Raw genomic sequence first — 18265 nt, 5'->3', positions numbered from 1 at the left:
GTCCAGCCATGCCGACTGTCGATGCAAAGCCCACCCCCTTCGAATTCGATCTGGACACCACCGCGCTGCTGGTCATCGACATGCAGCGGGATTTTCTTCTCCCCGGCGGCTTCGGTGAGTCGCTCGGCAACGATGTCGCCCAGCTCCGGCGGACCATCGGGCCGCTCGGCGAACTGCTCAAGGCCTGGCGCGCCACGAACATGCCGATCATCCACACCCGCGAGGGCCATAAGCCCGATCTGTCCGACTGCCCACCGGCGAAGCTCAAGCGCGGCCCGATGATCGGCCAGACCGGCAATTTCGGAAGAATCCTGATTCAAGGCGAGTACGGCCACGACATCATCGACGAACTTCAGCCCCTCCCGAACGAGACCGTCGTCGACAAGCCGGGCAAAGGTGCGTTCTACGCCACGGATCTCCAGGAAATCCTCGAAAAGAGCAATACGAAGAGCCTGGTCGTAACGGGGGTCACGACCGAGGTGTGCGTCCACACCACGGTCCGTGAGGCGAACGACCGCGGCTACGAGTGCCTGGTCCTGGCCGACTGCGTCGGCTCCTACTTTCCCGAGTTCCAGCAGGCCGGCCTCCGGATGATCGCCGCGCAGGGCGGCATCTTCGGCTGGGTCGCCGAGTCCCCCGCTCTGATCGAGGAGATCGCCCGATGAAACTCGCCTACTGGGTCCGGGGCGACACCAACGCCTTCTTCGGGTTCGGTGTCAACGTCCTGGTCAACGTGCTCACCCTGACCGGCCTCTGTCTCGGCGTGATCAAGATGCCGGCCGGCGACGTCTTCGGCGTGATCCTCCCGGCGCTGGGCATCGCCCTGGTCGCGGGCAACGTCTACTACACCTTCCTGGCGCGGCGGCTGGCCGTCCGGGAGAACCGCACCGACGTGACGGCCCTGCCCTACGGCCCGAGCGTCCCGCACATGTTCATCGTCATCTTCGTCATCATGCTGCCGATCTACCTGACCACGAAGGATCCGGTGGCGGCGTGGACGGCCGGTATCGCGTGGGCGTTCATCATCGGTGTGATCGTGCTGATCGGCGCGTTCGTCGGCCCGTACATCCGGAGGTACACGCCACGGGCCGCGCTGCTCGGCACCCTGGCCGGCATCTCGATCACGTTCATCTCGATGAACCCGGCCGCCAGCATGTGGAACTACGCGTGGATCGCCCTGCCGGTCTTCGGCCTGCTGCTGATCGGCCTGCTCACCGACGTGAAGCTGCCGTTCAACTTCCCGATCGGGCTGGCCGCGCTGCTGGTCGGCACGGCGATCGGCTGGATCGGCGGCGCCATGTCGGTGCCGGACGTGCAGAGCGCCGCGAAGGACATCGCGTTCGCCTTCCCGCACCTCAAGGTCGACCTGCTGGTCGACGGCCTGAAGGACATGGCGCCGCTGCTGGCGACGGCGATCCCGCTGGGCGTCTACAACTTCACCGAGGCGATGACCAACGTGGAGAGCGCCGCCACCGCCGGCGACCGGTACAACCTGCGCAGCGTGCTGCTGGCCGACGGCGCGGGCGCGGTGATCGGCTCCTGCCTCGGGTCGCCGTTCCCGCCGGCCGTCTACGTCGGGCACCCGGGCTGGAAGGCGGCCGGTGGGCGTACCGGATATTCGATGGCCACCGGCGTGGTGATCGCGCTGCTCTGCTTCTTCGGCCTGTTCGGGCTGCTCGGCGCGATCTTCCCGACCGCCGCGATCGTGCCGATCCTGCTCTACATCGGCCTGTTGATCGGCGCGCAGGCGTTCCAGGCCACGCCGAAGGCGCACGCCGCCGCCGTGGTCGCGGCACTCATCCCGAACATCGCCTCCTGGGCCACCGGCCAGATGGACAACGTGCTGGCCGCGGCCGGGACCTCGGCCGCGCAGGTGGGCACCGAGGCGCTGGCCGGAGCGGGCGTGGTCTACGACGGCCTCAAGACGCTCGGTCAGGGCGCCATCCTGGCCGGTCTGGTGCTCGGGGCGATCGTCGCGTTCCTCATCGACAAGCGGTTCTGGCACGCGGCGGTCTTCTCGGCCAGCGGCGCGGTGCTCACCTTCATCGGCCTGATCCACGCCGAGAAGGTGCAGTGGAACGCCGACGGCGAGGTCACTCTCGGTTACCTCTTCCTGACGCTGGTCTGCGTGCTCTTCGCGCTCGGCAAGCCCACCCCACGGGCGCCGGAGCCGGACGAGGTGACCGACCCCGCGCCGGAGAAGGAGTCCGCCACCGTCGGATGAGGTCCCGTCGACGCGGCCCGGACCCCTCCGGGCCGCGTCCTCATCGGAAAGGGCAAAATTCGTGGAAAGAGACCTTCCGGACGTGATCGCCGAGGTCACCGCCGCGTTCGAGGCCTACGAGCGGGCGCTGGTCGCCGACGACGTCGAGGGGATCCTCTCCTTCTTCGCCCCCGCCGCCGTGCGGTTCGGCATCGCCGACCAGCAGATCGGCATCGAGGAACAGGCCAGGTGGCGGCGCGCGCAGGGCGGCCTGCCGCCGGGCCGTCGCCTCAAGGACACGATCATTGCGGGGTACGGGGAGAGCGTGGCCGTGGTGACCACGTTGTTCGGCTATCCCGGCAGCGACGTGCTGGGCCGCCAGTCGCAGACCTGGGTCCGGCTGCCGGAGGGCTGGCGGATCGTCACGGCGCACGTCTCGGAACCGGCACGTCAGCCGGCATAGCGGCGCCGCGCCAGTTGCACCACCGGTGAGGTCCTCGGGATCACCGGCGGCAAACCGGTCAGCTGATCAGAACGTGCTGGTCACCCAGTTGACCGCGTCCATCACCCAGCCGGTCTGGCGCAGGTAGGAGAAGCCGACGCCGACCATGAAGACCCCGGTGATCATGTGCGCGCCGCGGGCGGTGTGCCGCACCCGGCCCATCTGCCGCTCCAGGACGAGGCGGCCGACCAGGCGGGCCAGCGCGAACACGCCCACGGCCACGCACAGCTCGACCACGAACAGCACCATCGGGGTGAACAGGTCGCCACCCTCGGACAGCGCCCAGATGCCCCAGCAGACGAAGGCGAACAGGCCGGCGGCGCTGCTCCACTCGCCGCCGCGGCGCAGCCGCCGGATGTGCCAGCTCAGGCTGCGCTGCGGTTGCTGCTGGCCGTGGTCGTCGGGCCAGCCGGTGCCGGTGGGCTCGTGCTCGGCGCCGAACTGGCCGGTGAACTGGTGGGTGCGCTGGGTGACCTGGGCGCGGCCCCGGCTGAACGGGGACGATTCGGGCCCCGGGGCGGCCGGAGCGGAGTCCGGCGGCGTGGTGGCGGGACCGGCCAGCTCCGTCGGCTGATCGGCCCACGGATCCTGCGGCGGCATGTTGAGCGTCCGCTCGGACCACTGCGGTTGCTCCGGCATCGTTCCCCTTTCGGTCTGCGGTCGGCGACCGCGACAGTTCGAGGGTAGCGAGCCAACAAATCAGTCGCCGCAGCACACAGCCGTCGGTTACACACGAGCCATGAAGGAAGCGATACCAATCCGCCCCACCGCCCAGGGGGATGTCCCGGCGATCCTCGATCTGCTCGGCACGGTGTTCCACGAGGACTACCGCGAGGAGGTGCGCGACTGGGAGGCCGGGGTCCTCGAGCTGGACCGCTCGCTGGTCGCCGACGACGCCGGTCAGGTGGTGGGGCACATCGACGCCTTCACCCGTGATCTCACCGTGCCGGGGGCCGTCGTGCCGGCCGCGCACGTGTCCGGGGTGGGTGTGGTCCCCACCCACCGGCGGCGGGGGCTGCTCAACCGGATGATGCGGCGGCAGCTCACCGAGATCGCCGACGACGGCCGGGAGCCGATCGCGGTGCTCTGGGCCAGCGAGACCTCGATCTACCCACGGTACGGCTACGGCCCCGCCTCCTCCCGGCTCGCTTTCACGATCATGAACCGTGAGGTACGCCTCACCGTCCCGCCCGCCGAGCCCGCGGGCCGGCTGCGGATGGCCGAGCCGACCAGCCTGCTCGCCGACCTCACCAAGGTGTACGAGCAGTTGCGCCCGGACCGTCCCGGCTGGTCCAGCCGCGACGACCGGTGGTGGCGCTACGTCCTCACCGATCTGGAGGCGCATCGTGAGGGCGCCACCAAGCGGTACGCGGTGGTCCACGACGGTCCGGACGGCCCCACGGGGTACGCGCTGTGGCGGGTCAAGAACGGCTGGGACAGCCACGGCCCGGACTGCGAGGTGCAGGTCCGTGAGGTGGTGGCCACCGATCCGGAGACGTACCAGGCGCTCTGGCGCTTCCTGCTGAGCATCGACCTGTGCCGCAGCGTGACCTTCCGGCTGGGCGCCGTCGACGAACCGCTGCGCTACCTGGTCGACGAGCCGCGCCGACTCGGCCCGGCGGTGCTCGACGCCCTCTGGGTGCGCCTCGTCAACGTGCCGGCCGCCCTGGCCGCCCGCCGGTACGCCGCACCGGTCGACGTGGTCCTCGAGGTCACCGACCCGATCCTGGAGCGGAACACCGGGCGCTGGCGGCTCACCGGCGGTCCGGACGGGGCGGTGTGCGTGCCGACCACCGATCCGGCCGACGTGACCTGCTCGGTGACCGACCTGGGCGCCGTGTACCTCGGTGGCACCCCGCTGTCGGCGCTGGTCGCGTCCGGGCGGGTCCGGCTGCTGACCGGGAACGATCCGACGGTCGCGTTCGGCTGGCACCGCCGGCCCAGTTCCACCGAGGTCTTCTGATCGGGGTGTGCCGTGCCGGTGTCCGCGGCGGTACCGTCGGCGTCATGGGCCAGCCCGAACGCCGTCGCCGCCGCGTGCGCCCCTCCTCGGCATCCGCCGAGGCGGCCACCGGCACGCCCACGGCCGACCCCACCCCACCGGCCGAGCCCGTCGCCGAGCCGGGGCCCGCTCCCGCCGTACCGGTGCCGGGCCCGCCGGCACCCGTAGCCGTGGCACCCGCAACGCCGGCATCCGGACCGTCGGTGCCCGCAACGCCGGTGCCCGGACCGCCGCCGGTGCCGGCCCCGCCGCCGCGCTCAGCCTCCGTGGCGGCGCCTCCCGTACCGGGACGACCGCCCGGCTCGGCCGCCGCGGCGACGCCGGAGGGCGAGAGCCCTCGGCTGCCCGCCGAGAACGGCGGGCAGCGGCAGTCCCGTGGCGGTCCGCCCCGCCGGACCGGGTCCGGGCCGGGCGGCGACGACCGGGAGGCCGAGCGCGGGCTGCGCGGCCTGGTCGGTTCCGGGTCGTCGCAGGTGAGCGTGGGCGCCGCGCTGCGGGCCCGGGACGCCTCCCGGCCCACCGACGCGGACCTGGCCGAGGCGGAGGAGAGCCTGCCGATCGTCCGGCGCAACTGGCTGCCGCGCGAGGAACTGCCCCGCCGCTGAAAAGCGACCCGGCCGCCCCGCAACGAGCTGCCCGCCGCTGAAAAGCGACCCGGCCGCCCCGCAACGAGCTGCCCCACCGCTGGAAGCGACCCGGCCGCCCCCGTGTCACGGAAGGCGGCCACAGAAGTGCCTCAGCTGGTCACCAGTGCTGTCTCACCACGCGTTGAGACGGCTCTGAGGACCAGCTGGAGGGGATTTCAGGCGATGGCGGCGGAGTCCGGCAGCTCGGGCAGCTCGCGGGCGACCTCGTAGTCGGCGAGCTGGCCGATCCGGCGGGCGTGCCGGGCGTCGCCGGAGAACGGCGTCGCGATGAACGCCTCGACGAACGCCGTGGCCTCGTCGAGGGTGTGCTGGCGGGCGCCGATGGCGATCACGTTGCTGTCGTTGTGCTGCCGGGCCAGCTCGGCGATCTCGGTCTTCCAGACCAGCGCGGAGCGCACGCCGGGGACCTTGTTCGCGGCGATCTGCTCACCGTTGCCCGAACCGCCGATCACGATACCGAGCGAGCCGGAGTCGGCGACCACCTTGACACCGGTGTGGAAACAGAACGCCGGGTAGTCGTCCTCGGCGTCGTAAACGTGCGGTCCGACGTCGACCACATCGTGCCCCTGCTTGTTCAGGTGGTTCACGAGGTGGTTCTTCAGCTCGAAGCCGGCGTGGTCTGAACCCAGGTAGAGGCGCATGGCAGAAGTCTTTCAGAAGGTGAGGGCCGAACGCAGGGCGGACGCCACCTGATCAGCCGCGGCCCGCGCGGCGTCGATGGTGGCCAGTTTGCGGGCGAAGCCGTGGTTCACACCCATGTAGCGGGTGTGCACCACCGGGACGCCCGCGGCGATCAGCGCGTCGGCGTAGTCGGCGCCCTCGTCGCGCAGCGCGTCGTACTCGGCGGTGATCAGCAGGGTGGGCGGCATCCCGGACAGGTCGGCGACCGCGAGCGGCGCCACGTCCGGGGTGAGCCGGCGCACCGGATCGGGGACGAACGTCTCCCAGGCCAGCTTCATCGAGGCCCGGTCCAGGCCGTACTCCCCCACCTCGTCGTACGACTCGGCGGAGGTGAGCGGGTCGAGGGCCGGGTAGATGAGCACCTGGAAGTCGAGTGGGGTGGCCGCGTCGCGCTGCCGGCGGGCGGCGACGGTGGCGAGCTGGCCGCCCGCGCTGTCACCGCCGATGGCCAGCCGGGAGACGTCGAGCCCCAGGTCGGCGCCGGAGCGGCGCAGATAGGACACGACCGTCTCGGCGTCCTCGACGGCGGCCGGGAAGACGTGCTCCGGGGCGAGGCGGTAGCCGACCGAGACCACGGCGCAGCCGGAACGCTCGGCGACCCGGCGGCAGAACCGGTCGACGGTCTCGATGCTGCCGTAGCACCAGCCGCCGCCGTGCAGGTAGATCAGGACCGGGGTCCCGGTCCGGGTGGCGTAGAGACGGCAGGGCACGCCGTCGGCGTCGAAGTCGGCGACCACCGGCAGGGGCAGGGCCGGCCCGCTCTCCGCCTCGTTCGACTCCTCCATGGCCGCCCGCACGCCGAGCAGACGCTGGTACGGATCCGCGGCCAGTTCCTCCGAAGACGGCCGCCGCCTCAACTCGGCGGCGGCCGTGACCTGCGGGTGGAGCATCAGCGGATTTCGGCGAGAACCAGGCCGCCGCGGGCCTTCGGGGTGAACCAGGTGCTCTTGCGGGGCAGCTTGAGCCGTTCCAGGTTCACCTCGACGAAGTCCTCCACGGTGACCGGAGCGATCAGGACGGCCAGCTCGGCACGGCCGGCGTCGACCTCACCGCGCAGCCACTCGACCGGGTAGTCGCCGCCGATGTAGGAGATCCGCTTGTCGCCCGGGTCCAGGCCCAGCGAGTCGCGCAGCAGGACGCGCTCGACGAGGGCGTGGTCCAGGTTCTCCACCGTGGTGCCGGCCGGGTCGGTGGGCAACTCCAGGGCGACGGTGCGGCCGGCAACGTACATCTCGATGGTGCCCTTGGGCGGCAGCTGCGCGGCGCGCGGCAGCTCGGTGACCGTCGCGCCGGCCTCGCGGAGCCTGTCGCGCAGCTCGTCGAGCGACGCGGGCAGCTCGCTGACCAGCCGGTTGTAGGGCTGGATGAAGACCGAGGCCGGGGTGGTGACCACGGCCAGGAAGCGCTCCAGGCCGCCGGTCTGCGCGGCCAGGCTGCGATGGTTGCCGTCGGCGACCACCAGTTCGCCGCCGCCGGCCAGGGCGAGCAGCCGGTCCTGCAACTCGCCGGGGCCGACCGGCCAGATCGCATGGGTACGCCCAGAACCGTCCACATCGGTGGCGGCCGGCTCGCCGGACGCGTCGATCGCCTCGGCCAGCGCGGCGTGCAGTTCCTCGCCGCGGCCGGTCTGCAGCAGCAGGACCGGGGAGAGCAGGGTGTTGACCGCCTCGGCCAGCGCGACCCGCTCGCGGACCTTGCTGATGAAGACGTCCTCGTTGCGGATGACCAGGCCGGGCTCGTCGGCGCTGGTGGAGATCTGGCCGGTCTCGACCATGCTCCACAGGCCGTAGGCGGGCGCCTCGCCCGGTGCCGTGATGCGGTAGAGCACCACGACGTGCTCAGCCTGCCGGTACTTCTCCTCGGCCTGATCGCGCTGCAGGCGGACAACGGCGTCCGGCAGCGACTCGAGGAAGGACTTCCCGAGGGACTCGGGCGCGAGGTGCGGCATCTCGACGGCCAGCGCGCTGTGCGGGTTGGCCTTGATGATGTCGGTGATTTCGGCGTCGTCGGCGAACTCGTCGTAGTTCTGGGCCCCGGTACCTCCGTTGGTGATCCAGGCCCGGCTGATCGGGTGCACGACCGTCATGGCAGGCAACTTACCCGGCGTGCCGCCGTCGCCCACCAACCGGAGTCGTCCCCGGTGACCTGCCCAACTGCGCCGCGGCGAGGGAATTCACCACGTGTTCGGCGGGCGCTGCCGTGACGGTCACCGGAGGAGCCAGCATAGAAGCCACTTCTGGTGACAAATCGGTCCAGAATCCGCGCTGGACGCTGAAACTCGAACCGACCGGCTCGTACTGCGGCATACCCGCCTCCACGTTGGGTGAGGTGTACATCACCCCCATCCAACGACCGGCGAGAGGCCGAGGATCGCTTTTCGGGGGCCTTCGCCCCCGAAAAGCAACTAATCGAAGATGGGGCCCAGGTCGCGGCTGCGCTTCAGCTCGTAGAAGCCCGGGGTGCCGGCGACGAGGACCACGCCGTCCCAGAGCTTGCCGGCCGCCTCGCCCTTCGGCGCCGGGGTGATCACCGGGCCGAAGAAGGCGACGGTCTCCCCCGGGTTCGGGCCGGGGGCGTGGATGACCGGGGTGCCGACGTCGGTGCCGACCGGCTTCATGCCGGCGTTGTGGCTGGCCCGCAGCGCCTCGTCGCGGGCGTCGGTGTGCGCCGCCTCGGCCAGGCCCGGGTCGAGGCCGACCTCGGCCAGCGCCTCCTGGAACAGCTTCGGGTCCTCGATGTCGTACTTCTGGAGGTGGATCCGGGTGCCCAGGGCCGTGTAGAGGTCACGCAGGACCGCCGGGCCGGCGGCCTCGGCGGCCGCGATGCAGACCCGGACCGGGCCCCAGCCCTTGGCCAGCAGCTCCTTGTAGCGCTCGGGAAGTTCGTCGCGGCCCTCGTTGAGAACCGACAGGCTCATCACGTTGAACCGGACGTCCAGTGGACGGACCTTCTCCACCTCCAGCAGCCAGCGGGAGGTGATCCAGGCCCACGGGCAGAGGGGGTCGAACCACATGTCGACGGTGGCACGTTCTGTCATGCTTCGATCTTCCTCCCTCTTCGGCCGCCAGTCGGGGTGAGTTGCGTCGCCGTCGCCGCATAGGCTTCGGGTAAACGCAGTCAGCTCGAAGGAGAGTGCACGTGGCCGGTGTTCACAACCTGACCCAGGTCGAGGCTGCGGAGCGTGGTCGATTGCTCGAGGTGACCGGGTACGACATCACCCTTGACCTGACCGACGGGCACGGCAACCCCGGCTCCGACACGTTCCGGTCCACCACAGTGATCAGTTTCCGGTGCGCCGAGCCCGGCGCGGCGACGTTCGCCGAGGCGGCGGCCGCCGCGATCCACTCAGCGACGCTGAACGGCACCCCGCTGGACCTCAGCGGGTGGTCACCGGAGAAGGGCCTGCCGCTGTCCGGTCTCGCCGCCGAGAACACCCTGGTGGTCTCCGGCGACTTCAAGTACTCGGCCAGCGGCCAGGGGCTGCAGCGCAGCCTCGACCCGGTCGACAAGGAGGTCTACCTCTACAGCCAGTTCGAGACGGCGGACGCCCAGCGGGCGTACGCGTGCTTCGACCAGCCCGACCTCAAGAGCGTGTTCACCTGGCACGTGACCGCTCCCGGGCACTGGAAGGTCGTCTCGAACATGCCGGTGGAGTCGGAGGAGCAGACGGGCTTCGGCGCGAAGACCGTCCACTTCACCACCTCACCGCGGATGAGCACCTACTTCACCGCGATCTGCGCCGGCCCGTACCACGAGGTGCGCGACTCGCACGACGGCATCGAGCTGGGCGTCTTCTGCCGCGCCTCGATGGCCCGCCACCTGGACGCCGACGACCTGTTCCTGATCACGAAGCAGGGCTTCGACTTCTTCCACGAGCAGTTCGGGGTGCGCTACCCGCTGCCGAAGTACGACCAGCTCTGGGTGCCGGACTTCAACGCCGGCGCGATGGAGAACTTCGGCTGCGTGACGCACGCCGAGTCGCACTACATCTTCCGGTCGCAGGTGACCGACTACGAGTACGAGCAGCGCGCCAACACGATCCTGCACGAGATGGCGCACATGTGGTTCGGCGACCTGGTCACCATGCGCTGGTGGAACGACCTGTGGCTGAACGAGTCGTTCGCCGAGTGGGCCAGCCACTGGTGCAACACCGAGGCCACCCGGTTCGCCGACGCCTGGTCGACGTTCCTGTCCATCCGCAAAGCGTGGGGCTACCGGCAGGACCAGCTGTCCTCCACCCACCCGGTCTACTGCGAGATGCCGGACCTGGAGGCCGTCGAGGTCAACTTCGACGGGATCACGTACGCCAAGGGCGCCAGCGTGATCAAGCAGTTGGTGGCGTACGTCGGCCTGGACCCGTTCCTGACCGGTCTGCGGGCCTACTTCGGCAAGTACGCGTGGGGCAACGCCACGTTCGACGACCTGCTCACCGAACTGGAGGCGGCGTCCGGCCGGGAGCTGCGCAAGTTCGCCGCGCAGTGGCTGGAGACGGCCCAGGTCAACACGCTGCGGCCGGTCGTCGAGACCGACGCGGACGGCAACTACGCGAGCGTCGTGGTGTCGCAGGAGGCGCCGGCCGAGTACCCGACGCTGCGGACCCACCGGATCGGCATCGGCCTGTACGACCTCGACGGCGACCGGCTGGTCCGGCGTGAGCTGATCGAGGCGGACGTGGCCGGCGACCGGACCGCGATCACCGCCCTGACCGGGGTGCGGGCCGCGGACCTGCTGCTGCTCAACGACGAGGACCTGACGTACGCGAAGCTGCGGCTGGACGAGCGGTCGCTGGCCACCCTGGTGGGCCACATCGCCGGGTTCGACTCGGCGCTGCCGCGGGCGCTGTGCTGGGCGGCCGCGTGGGACATGCTGCGTGACGCCGAGATGGCGACCCGCGACTACGTGGCCCTGGTCGTCGCCGGGCTGCCGGCCGAGAACGACGTCAACCTGGCGACCGCCACGCTGCGGCAGGCCGCCACGGCGCTGACCAGTTTCGCCGACCCGGAGTGGGCGCCGAACGGCTGGGCCGCCCTGGCCGGCCTGGCGGAGACCCAGCTGGCGGCCGCGGAGCCGGGCAGCGGGTGGCAGCTCACCTGGGCGCGGGCGTTCATCACCGCGGCCCGTACCCCGGAGCAGGCGGCCGTGCTGCGCGGCTGGCTGACCGGCGGTTCCAAGCCGGAGGGGCTGGTCGTCGACACCGAGCTGCGCTGGTCGCTGCTCCAGGCGCTGTCCGCGCTGGGCGCCGCCGAGGAGTCCGAGATCGACGACGAGCTGGCCGCCGACATGACGGCCAGCGGCGAGCGGGAGGCGGCGATCGCCCGGGCGCTGCTGCCCACGCCGGAGAACAAGGCCCGCGTGTGGGCCGAGCTGACCGGTCCGCAGGCGCCGCCGAACTGGCTGAACCGGTCGCTGCTCCAGGGCTTCCAGAGCACCCGGCAGGTGGCGCTGACCGCTCCGTACGCGGAGAAGTTCTTCGAGGTGGTCGCGGACGTGTGGGCGCACTCGGACAGTGAGCCGGCGCAGGAGTTCGCGATGCTCGCCTACCCGGCCTACCAGATCAGCGACGAGACGGTGGCTCTCACCGACGCGTGGCTGGCCCGGGAGGGTCACCCGGCGTCGCTGCGGCGGCTGGTCGCCGAGGGCCGGGACGGGGTGCTGCGGGCGCTGAAGGCCCGGGCGAAGGACCGCTCCGCCTGACCGGATGTGATGACGGCCCGTCCCACTTTGGTGGGGCGGGCCTTTCACATGCGGCAACTTACCGCCGCGTTGGCCACGGGAAACAACTCTGTGTGAGTAGTCTGACACTCCCCGGTGATGGAGGTGGCCTTGACAATGCTGAGCCAGGTTTCCCCAGTGCGGTGGAGTGCGCCGGAGGGTCGATGGACCGAGCCGGACCTGCACCTGTTCCCGCAGGACGGGCACCGTTACGAGATCCTCGACGGCAGCCTGCACGTCACCCCACGGGCTGACGCGCGACACGACTCGATGGTCGAGAGCGTGGTCACCACGCTGCGCTCGGCGGCGCCGCCCGGCTGGTGGGTGTGCGCGCGGCTCGGCATCGAGATGGGCACGAGCAACCTGGTGCCGGACGTGACCGTGCTGCGGCCGCACTCGTCCGGGTCGATCTGGGTCGACCCGGCGGACGTCGCGCTGGTGGTGGAGGTCGAGTCGGAGGAGACACGGCGTTACGACCGGCTGCTCAAGCCGGCTGTCTACGCGGCGGCCGGCATCCCCGCCTACTGGCGGGTGGAGGCCGGACAGGTGCTCCGCGTCCATACGCTGACGGGCGAGTCCTACCAGGCGCTCGAGGACGCCGGCACCGACGGCCAGCTCCAGCTGGACAGCCCCTACCCGATCCGGGTGAACCCCGCGCAGTGGCGCTAGGCGGGGCTACGCCGCCCCGGCATGGGTGGCCAGCTGGTCGATCCCGATGAGCAGGCCACCGGCCAGGTCGCCGCCGGCGAAGGACGCCGCCATCGACATGCCGGCGAGCTTCGCGTCCCGGTCGGAGATCCGCTTGCGGGCCTCGGCGCCGGTGATGATCTCCAGCTTGCGCTGGTTGGGCGACACCGCGATCAGGACCGCGTGCTGCGGGTCACGGGTCTGGTGGTGCAGCTCCTCGGCGGCGGCGCGCAGCGGCTCGCCGAGCTCGCCCAGGTAGATGCTGAAGTTGAGCCCGGTCACCTGGTCGGCGATCCGGAGCGCCTCGTCGAGACGAAGCAGCTGCCGGGTCGAGAAGGGACCCTCGGCGGGCTGCTCGAGCGGGGTGACCTCACCAACTGTCACTTGCGCCTCCTGTGGGACCCGGGCGGACCGGTGCGCCGGAACTGTCCTCGATGACCAGTCCGCTGTGACCGGCCGACGCCGGCGCGACCTGCTGCGGCTTCGCGGTGAACCACATCGCCGGGAAGTCGTAGGGACGGCCCGGGCGGTAACGGCGATCCGGCTTCGACCGGTCGGAGCCGGCGAAGACGAGAGTCGCGATCGTCCCGATGATCACAACCGGAATGATCACGAAGACCAGAACGGTGCTGATGACTGACAACTGAACGCCCCCAGGCGCCGGATGATCCTGCGTATTTCGAACATCAATCACCGTAGCGGAGCGCTGGTCGTACCGGAGCGTCGGGTCTCGAACCGGGGTCTCACGCCGTCGGGATCTACGCGGATCGCGCTCGCAGGTGCGAAAATCACCCTCACGCGCCGTCCGCGTGCTTTCCGTCGCGAACGGCAGGAGGGGGATCCTATGCGTACGTCCGTCCCCGCCGCTGCGGCGGCGCTCATCCTCGTTCTTCTGGGTGTCCCGTCCGGCGCACGGGCGGCCGCCGTCTTCGTGGAGTTGAACCCGAGCACCGTCCCGGCCGGCGACGAGCTCTCGATCCGCGCGTCCTGCGAGGACAATCTCAAAGCGGCCACGGTGACGGCCGAGCCGATCGGCTCGGTCACCGTCTCGCCGGAGTTCGGCTTCCTGACCGCGACGGTACGGGTGCCGGCCGACACCGAGCCCGGCGACTACCCGGTGGCCCTGCGCTGCCAGGAGGGCGGCGCCGCGACGAGCACCCTGCACGTGGTCGCGGGCGTCGAGCCGAGCCGTGGCCCGGCCACCGGCGGCGGAGGCACCGCCGGCGGCGCCACCGGGTCGATGCTGATCGGCGGCGGCCTGCTCGCCGTACTCGCCGGGCTGGGTCTCGGGTTCATGTCGCTGCGCCGTCGGCGACTCGGCTGAGGCGGCCGTGGCCCAGGAGGAGAAGCCGTCGTCCGGCGCTCGCGTGCCGGACGCGGTCGCGCGCAAGCGCCCGGCTCAGGTGATCACGGCGCCGCCACCCGGGGTGGTCACCGGGCCGCTGCCGCCCACGCCGGTGACCCGCGGGCGGTCGCCGTTCCGGATCCCGCTGCCCCGGCGGATGCCGTCGCCGCCCCCGGTGCGGGGCCGCCGTGCCGGGACGATCGGGGTGATCGCGCTGGTGCTGCTCTTCCTCGGGTTGTTCGTGGTCGGCCTGGGTCTGGGTTTCGCGACCGGTTTCGACGTCGGCGGCCTGTTCCGCGGCCCGGACAAGCCGCCGCCCCGGGAGTACCCGGTGCTGGAGCCGAGCCGGCCGGAGCGGCTGGAGATCCCGGCGCTGCGGGTGTCGGCGCCGGTGCTCGAGGTGGGACTGGCCAACGACGGCTCGGTGGACGTGCCGCCGCTGAAACGGCACAACGAGGCCGGCTGGTTCGAGGGCGGCCCGACCCCGGGGCAGTACGGCCCTGCGGTGATCGTGGGGCATGCCGACACCCGGACCGGCCCGTCGGTCTTCTACAAGCTGGACACGATGAAGCCGGGCCAGGAGATCCGGGTGTGGCGCGCGGACGGCTCGAAGGCGGTCTTCGAGGTCAACTCCGTGGAGCGGTTCGACAAGAACGAGTTGCCGGCCAAGCGCGTCTACGGCGACTACACACGCCCGCTGCTGCGCCTCATGACGTGCGGCGGCAAATGGCTGGGCGGGGAGGAGGGCTACGAGGACAACGTCGTCGTCTTCGCCTCCCTGGTCGCGAAGGGCTAGGCAGCCTCGGCGGTCTCGACCGGGGTGGGCGGCAGGTCGAGCCAGTCCATCCAGCGCGGATCGGGGGTCCGGTGCCCGAGCACCCGCCAGGCCACGCCGCGCGGGGCGGCCGGCAGCGCGTGCAGGCGCCACCCGAGCTCGGCCGGGGTCTTGTCGCCCTTGCTGTGGTTGCACTTGGCGCACGCGGCGACCACGTTGTCCCAGGCGTGCAGGCCGCCACGGCTGCGCGGGAAGACGTGGTCGATGGTCTCGGCGGAGCCGCGGCAGTAGGCGCAGCGGCCACCGTCACGGGCGAAGACGGCCCGGCGGGAGAGCCCGACATGAGTACGGTACGGAACCTTCACATACCGCGTGAGACGAACCACGGAGGGAACGGGGAGGGTGTGGTGGGCACTGTGCAGGATGCCGTCACCGTCGGAGACGCACTCCGCCTTGGCGGTCAGGACGAGGATGGTCGCTCGACGCACCGATACGACGCACAGCGGCTCGTAGGTAGCGTTCAGCACTAACGCGGAAGAGCCAACCGTGGGTCGTATGTCAGGCATCGCAATCACCCTTCCGGTGTCAGTTGCTGTTGACCGCTCCCATAGCCCATGCGTGTGTGATGTGGGCCTCGCCGAACGGGGCCCGTGCGCCAATAGTCCCTGATGAATAACCAAATTGCGAGCACAATCTGTGGCTACGCGGTAAACGTCAGAGGTCTTCACCCGGCCGGACCCGGTAGCTTCTGTCCCCGTGTTCCTCTTAGCTCCCCCCTCGCCGAGTCCTTCGACGCCGTCGTTCTTCAAGAGCCCCGACGTCGAGAAGGAGTGCGGGGCAAACGTGCTCTGCGACCGGCTGGTCGAGTGGACCGGCAGTCAGTGGCTGGGCAACAGCAGCTACGTGGTGGTGATCAAGCCACTGCGGATCATCGGCATCATCCTGATCGCGATGCTCGTCCGGTGGCTGCTGCACCGCGCCATCACCCGGCTGGCGTCGAGCACCTCGCGCGCCTCGATGCCGGCGCTGCTGCGGCCGCTCAAGGAGAAGGTGACGGTCACCGCCGAGGAGGGACAGTTCATCCCGGAGCGGCGCCGGCAGCGGGCCGAGGCGATCGGTTCGGTGCTGCGCAGTTTCGTCAGCGCGGTGGTCTTCACGATGGCCGCGCTGCTGGTGATGGCTGAGCTCGGCTTCAACCTCGGACCGCTGCTGGCCAGCGCCGGCATCGTCGGTGTGGCGCTCGGCTTCGGCGCGCAGAGTCTGGTCAAGGATCTGATCGCCGGCCTGTTCATGCTGCTGGAGGACCAGTACGGCGTGGGCGACACGGTCGACCTGGGCGAGGCGACCGGTGTGGTGGAGAGCGTCGGGCTGCGGATCACCACGGTCCGCGACGCCCGCGGTGTGCTGTGGTACATCCGCAACGGTGAGATCGTCCGGGTCGGCAACAAGAGCCAGGGCTGGGCGATGGTCGTGATCGACATCCCGATCGGCTTCGTCAGCTCGGAGGAGGCGATCGCCGTCCTGAGGACCGCCGCCGGGTCGGTGGCGACCGAGCCGGAGCACCAGACCGAGTTCCTGGAGCCGCCGGAGGTGATCGGCGTCGAGCAGCTCACCGTGGACGGCGCGGTGATCCGGACGATCGCCAAGACCACCGCGGACAGTCAGGTGGCGATCCAGCGGGACCTGCGCCGGGCGCTGACCGAGTCACTGGAGACGTCGGGACTGTCCGAGCGGATCGCGGCGTCCCGGCTCCTGCCGCGCAGCGCCGTTCCGCCCGCGTGGCTCGGTGGCGGCGAGAATTCCTCGCCTCCATCGACCGAGCCGCAGCGGCCCGGTGGAGCCACCTGACCAGCATTTAAGGCACAGGTCCCGATTCCACCTCGCCCGAACGGCCAATCTTCGACTCGACTTCACTAGCATCGACTAGGACGATCGGGCAGAATCCGCTACAGATTCTGCACATGCGGCGCGCCCATCCCCCGGAGATCAGCGGGCGCACCCGGCCTTCGTCGTGCTTCGACGATCGTCGAAAGCGATGGAGGCTTCGGTGGCGAACGACCCCAGTACGGCTACACACAGTGGGGGGAACGCTACATTCCGTAGCCTTTTCCGCCTCCGTGAGTACCGCGCGGTCTATCTCGCGACCCTGATCAACTGGCTCGGCGACTACCTGTCCCGGGCCGCTGTGACGGTGCTGGTCTACCACAAGAGCCAGTCGGTGCTGCTCTCCGCGGCCTCGTTCGCGGTCGGCTTCCTGCCCTGGATCGTCGGGCCGCTGCTGTCCGCGATCGCCGAGCGGTACCCGTACCGCCGGGTCATGATCGTCGCGGACCTGACCCGGATGGCGCTGATCGCGCTGCTGCTGGTGCCGCACATGCCGGTGCCGTTGATGCTGCTCGTCCTGCTGCTGGCCGGGCTCGCCGCGCCGCCCGCGCAGGCGGCCCGCTCGGCGCTGCTGCCGGAGCTGGTCGGGCGGGAGCGGCTGCCCCTGGCCACCGCGTTGCAGCAGACCGCGAGCCAGACCGCACAGGTGGTCGGCTACCTGGCCGGCGCCACCCTGGCCGTCGCCCTCACCCCGCGGATCGCCCTCGGCCTGGACGTCCTGACCTTCCTGTTCTCGGCGCTGCTGGTGGCGTTCGGGGTGCGGCCGCGGCCGGCCACGAACCCGGACGGCGGGCGGACCCACCTGCTGCGGGAGACCGGCGAGGGATTCCGGCTGGTCTTCTCCCATCCGCTGCTGCGCTCCATCGTGACCGTGGTGCTCACGGTCACCATTTTCGCCATCGTCCCGGAGGGGCTCGCCGCGGCCTGGGCCGTCGAGGGCACCCCGAGCCACAGCGCGTCGAACGTCGACCAGGGCCTGATCATGGCGGCCGGGCCGTTCGGGTTCGTCCTGGGCGGCATCCTGTTCAGCCGGCTCGTGCCCGCCCAGCGCCGGGCGCGGCTCGTCCCGTACCTCGCGGTGTCCATGCCGTTGCTTCTCGTGCCGTCGATCTTCGCGCCGCCGGCGCCGTTCGTCGCGGCGCTGGTGATGCTCTCCGGGCTGACCCAGGGCGCGCTGCTGCCGACCCTCAACGCGAACTTCACGCTGGCCCTGCCGGACGGCTACCGGGCCCGCGCCTTCGGGGTCGTCGGCAGCGGGGTGCAGGTCACCCAGTTCACGGCCGTCATCGTCACCGGCCTTCTGGCCGACCATTTCCGGCTGCCGCTCGTGGTCGGGCTGTGGAGCATCGGCGGCGCCGTCGTGATGCTTCTCATCGTTCTGTCCTGGCCACGCCAGGGCCTGCCGGAACCCGCCGCGGGTGCTGGCAGGATGGAGAGGTGACCCTCTTCGAAGCCGTCGGCGGCGAACCCACGTTCCGGCGCCTCGTGGACAAGTTCTACGAGGGCGTCGCGGAAGACCCGCTGCTGCGCCCGATGTACCCGGAGGAGGACCTGGGGCCGGCCGCCGACCGGTTCGCGCTCTTCCTCATCCAGTACTGGGGTGGCCCCAGCACGTACTCCGACAACCGCGGGCATCCCCGGCTGCGGATGCGGCACGCGCCGTTCCGGGTCGACGCGGAGGCCCGCGACGCCTGGCTGCGGCACATGCGGGTGGCGGTCGACTCACTCGAACTGCCCACGCCGTACGAGGCGGAGCTCTGGGACTATCTCGAGCGAGCGGCACATTTCATGGTGAACACGATGGATACCGCGGAGCCCGCACACTGA

Annotated in this window: 20 protein-coding genes; 12 read left to right on the top strand and 8 right to left on the bottom strand. The window is 70.8% G+C overall.

What is annotated here, in order from left to right:
• Positions 1-8 precede the first annotated feature (8 nt).
• The 3 genes from BJ964_RS15800 (at position 9) to BJ964_RS15790 (ending at position 2666) form a co-directional block, all read left to right on the top strand.
• Complete coding sequence (locus BJ964_RS15800) at positions 9-665, top strand: cysteine hydrolase family protein (RefSeq protein ID WP_188121370.1); 657 nt, start codon at positions 9-11, stop codon at positions 663-665.
• Positions 662-2224: a SulP family inorganic anion transporter gene (locus tag BJ964_RS15795; protein ID WP_188121369.1), complete on the top strand. Its 1563-nt coding sequence runs from the start codon at positions 662-664 to the stop codon at positions 2222-2224. The genes BJ964_RS15800 and BJ964_RS15795 overlap by 4 nt, the downstream gene beginning before the upstream one ends.
• A 61-nt stretch (positions 2225-2285) precedes the next feature.
• Positions 2286-2666: an AtzH-like domain-containing protein gene (locus BJ964_RS15790; RefSeq protein WP_188121368.1), complete on the top strand. Its 381-nt coding sequence runs from the start codon at positions 2286-2288 to the stop codon at positions 2664-2666.
• Positions 2667-2732: 66 nt separating this feature from the next.
• Here BJ964_RS15790 and BJ964_RS15785 read toward each other — a convergent pair whose 3' ends face one another.
• Positions 2733-3344, bottom strand: coding sequence for a DNA-directed RNA polymerase II (locus BJ964_RS15785; RefSeq protein ID WP_188121367.1), 612 nt, complete (start codon positions 3342-3344; stop codon positions 2733-2735).
• Between the two features lie 100 nt (positions 3345-3444).
• Here BJ964_RS15785 and BJ964_RS15780 point away from each other — a divergent pair, with 100 nt between their 5' ends.
• Together BJ964_RS15780 and BJ964_RS15775 are read left to right on the top strand one after the other, a co-directional pair.
• Positions 3445-4668 (top strand): GNAT family N-acetyltransferase, encoded by a 1224-nt coding sequence (locus tag BJ964_RS15780; RefSeq protein ID WP_188121366.1) that lies wholly within the window; start codon positions 3445-3447, stop codon positions 4666-4668.
• Positions 4669-4973: 305 nt separating this feature from the next.
• Entirely contained in the window at positions 4974-5312 is a 339-nt protein-coding gene (locus BJ964_RS15775) for a hypothetical protein (protein WP_407650844.1), read from the top strand.
• A gap of 197 nt (positions 5313-5509) precedes the next feature.
• Here the strand turns inward: BJ964_RS15775 and BJ964_RS15770 are convergent, their stop codons facing one another.
• From BJ964_RS15770 to BJ964_RS15755, 4 genes are all read right to left on the bottom strand, one after another.
• On the bottom strand, positions 5510-5995 hold the full coding sequence (locus tag BJ964_RS15770) for a ribose-5-phosphate isomerase (protein ID WP_188121365.1): 486 nt from the start codon (positions 5993-5995) through the stop codon (positions 5510-5512).
• A gap of 12 nt (positions 5996-6007) precedes the next feature.
• Positions 6008-6925: an alpha/beta hydrolase gene (locus BJ964_RS15765; protein ID WP_188121364.1), complete on the bottom strand. Its 918-nt coding sequence runs from the start codon at positions 6923-6925 to the stop codon at positions 6008-6010.
• A complete protein-coding gene (locus BJ964_RS15760) occupies positions 6925-8121 on the bottom strand; it encodes a DUF1015 family protein (RefSeq protein WP_188121363.1) in 1197 nt (398 codons plus the stop codon). The genes BJ964_RS15765 and BJ964_RS15760 overlap by 1 nt, the downstream gene beginning before the upstream one ends.
• 318 nt (positions 8122-8439) lie before the next feature.
• Positions 8440-9072 (bottom strand): mycothiol-dependent nitroreductase Rv2466c family protein, encoded by a 633-nt coding sequence (locus tag BJ964_RS15755; protein WP_188121362.1) that lies wholly within the window; start codon positions 9070-9072, stop codon positions 8440-8442.
• Between the two features lie 101 nt (positions 9073-9173).
• On the opposite strand from BJ964_RS15755, the gene pepN reads away from it, so the two are divergent.
• The gene (gene pepN, locus BJ964_RS15750; RefSeq protein ID WP_188121361.1) at positions 9174-11729 is read left to right on the top strand and encodes an aminopeptidase N; all 2556 of its coding nucleotides are present in this window, start codon (positions 9174-9176) and stop codon (positions 11727-11729) included.
• Between the two features lie 156 nt (positions 11730-11885).
• The gene (locus BJ964_RS15745; RefSeq protein WP_229806854.1) at positions 11886-12416 is read left to right on the top strand and encodes a Uma2 family endonuclease; all 531 of its coding nucleotides are present in this window, start codon (positions 11886-11888) and stop codon (positions 12414-12416) included.
• A gap of 6 nt (positions 12417-12422) precedes the next feature.
• Here the strand turns inward: BJ964_RS15745 and BJ964_RS15740 are convergent, their stop codons facing one another.
• Both BJ964_RS15740 and ctaJ read right to left on the bottom strand, forming a co-directional pair.
• Entirely contained in the window at positions 12423-12818 is a 396-nt protein-coding gene (locus BJ964_RS15740) for a DUF5130 family protein (RefSeq protein WP_188121359.1), read from the bottom strand.
• Positions 12805-13128 (bottom strand): aa3-type cytochrome oxidase subunit CtaJ, encoded by a 324-nt coding sequence (gene ctaJ, locus BJ964_RS15735; protein WP_229806853.1) that lies wholly within the window; start codon positions 13126-13128, stop codon positions 12805-12807. The genes BJ964_RS15740 and ctaJ overlap by 14 nt, the downstream gene beginning before the upstream one ends.
• Before the next feature lie 150 nt (positions 13129-13278).
• Between ctaJ and BJ964_RS15730 the strand changes: the two genes are divergently transcribed.
• Together BJ964_RS15730 and BJ964_RS15725 are read left to right on the top strand one after the other, a co-directional pair.
• Positions 13279-13758: a hypothetical protein gene (locus BJ964_RS15730; RefSeq protein WP_188121358.1), complete on the top strand. Its 480-nt coding sequence runs from the start codon at positions 13279-13281 to the stop codon at positions 13756-13758.
• Between the two features lie 7 nt (positions 13759-13765).
• The gene (locus BJ964_RS15725) at positions 13766-14575 is read left to right on the top strand and encodes a class F sortase (RefSeq protein WP_188121357.1); all 810 of its coding nucleotides are present in this window, start codon (positions 13766-13768) and stop codon (positions 14573-14575) included.
• Here BJ964_RS15725 and BJ964_RS15720 read toward each other — a convergent pair.
• Positions 14572-15120, bottom strand: a complete 549-nt coding sequence (locus BJ964_RS15720) for an HNH endonuclease (protein WP_188121356.1) — start codon at positions 15118-15120, stop codon at positions 14572-14574. The genes BJ964_RS15725 and BJ964_RS15720 overlap by 4 nt on opposite strands.
• A gap of 190 nt (positions 15121-15310) precedes the next feature.
• Between BJ964_RS15720 and BJ964_RS15715 the strand changes: the two genes are divergently transcribed.
• The 3 genes from BJ964_RS15715 to BJ964_RS47940 all read left to right on the top strand — a co-directional run bounded on the left by BJ964_RS15715 (position 15311) and on the right by BJ964_RS47940 (position 18265).
• Complete coding sequence (locus tag BJ964_RS15715) at positions 15311-16402, top strand: mechanosensitive ion channel family protein (RefSeq protein WP_188121355.1); 1092 nt, start codon at positions 15311-15313, stop codon at positions 16400-16402.
• A 199-nt stretch (positions 16403-16601) separates the two neighbouring features.
• On the top strand, positions 16602-17879 hold the full coding sequence (locus tag BJ964_RS15710) for an MFS transporter (RefSeq protein WP_229806852.1): 1278 nt from the start codon (positions 16602-16604) through the stop codon (positions 17877-17879).
• The gene (locus tag BJ964_RS47940) at positions 17876-18265 is read left to right on the top strand and encodes a globin (RefSeq protein ID WP_229806851.1); all 390 of its coding nucleotides are present in this window, start codon (positions 17876-17878) and stop codon (positions 18263-18265) included. Before BJ964_RS15710 ends, BJ964_RS47940 begins: the two co-directional genes overlap by 4 nt.

Origin of the sequence: Actinoplanes lobatus (assembly GCF_014205215.1) — a bacterium.
Lineage (GTDB): Bacteria > Actinomycetota > Actinomycetes > Mycobacteriales > Micromonosporaceae > Actinoplanes > Actinoplanes lobatus.
Note: the sequence above shows the minus strand (reverse complement) of the source record. Positions and strands in the feature narration are given on the sequence as shown.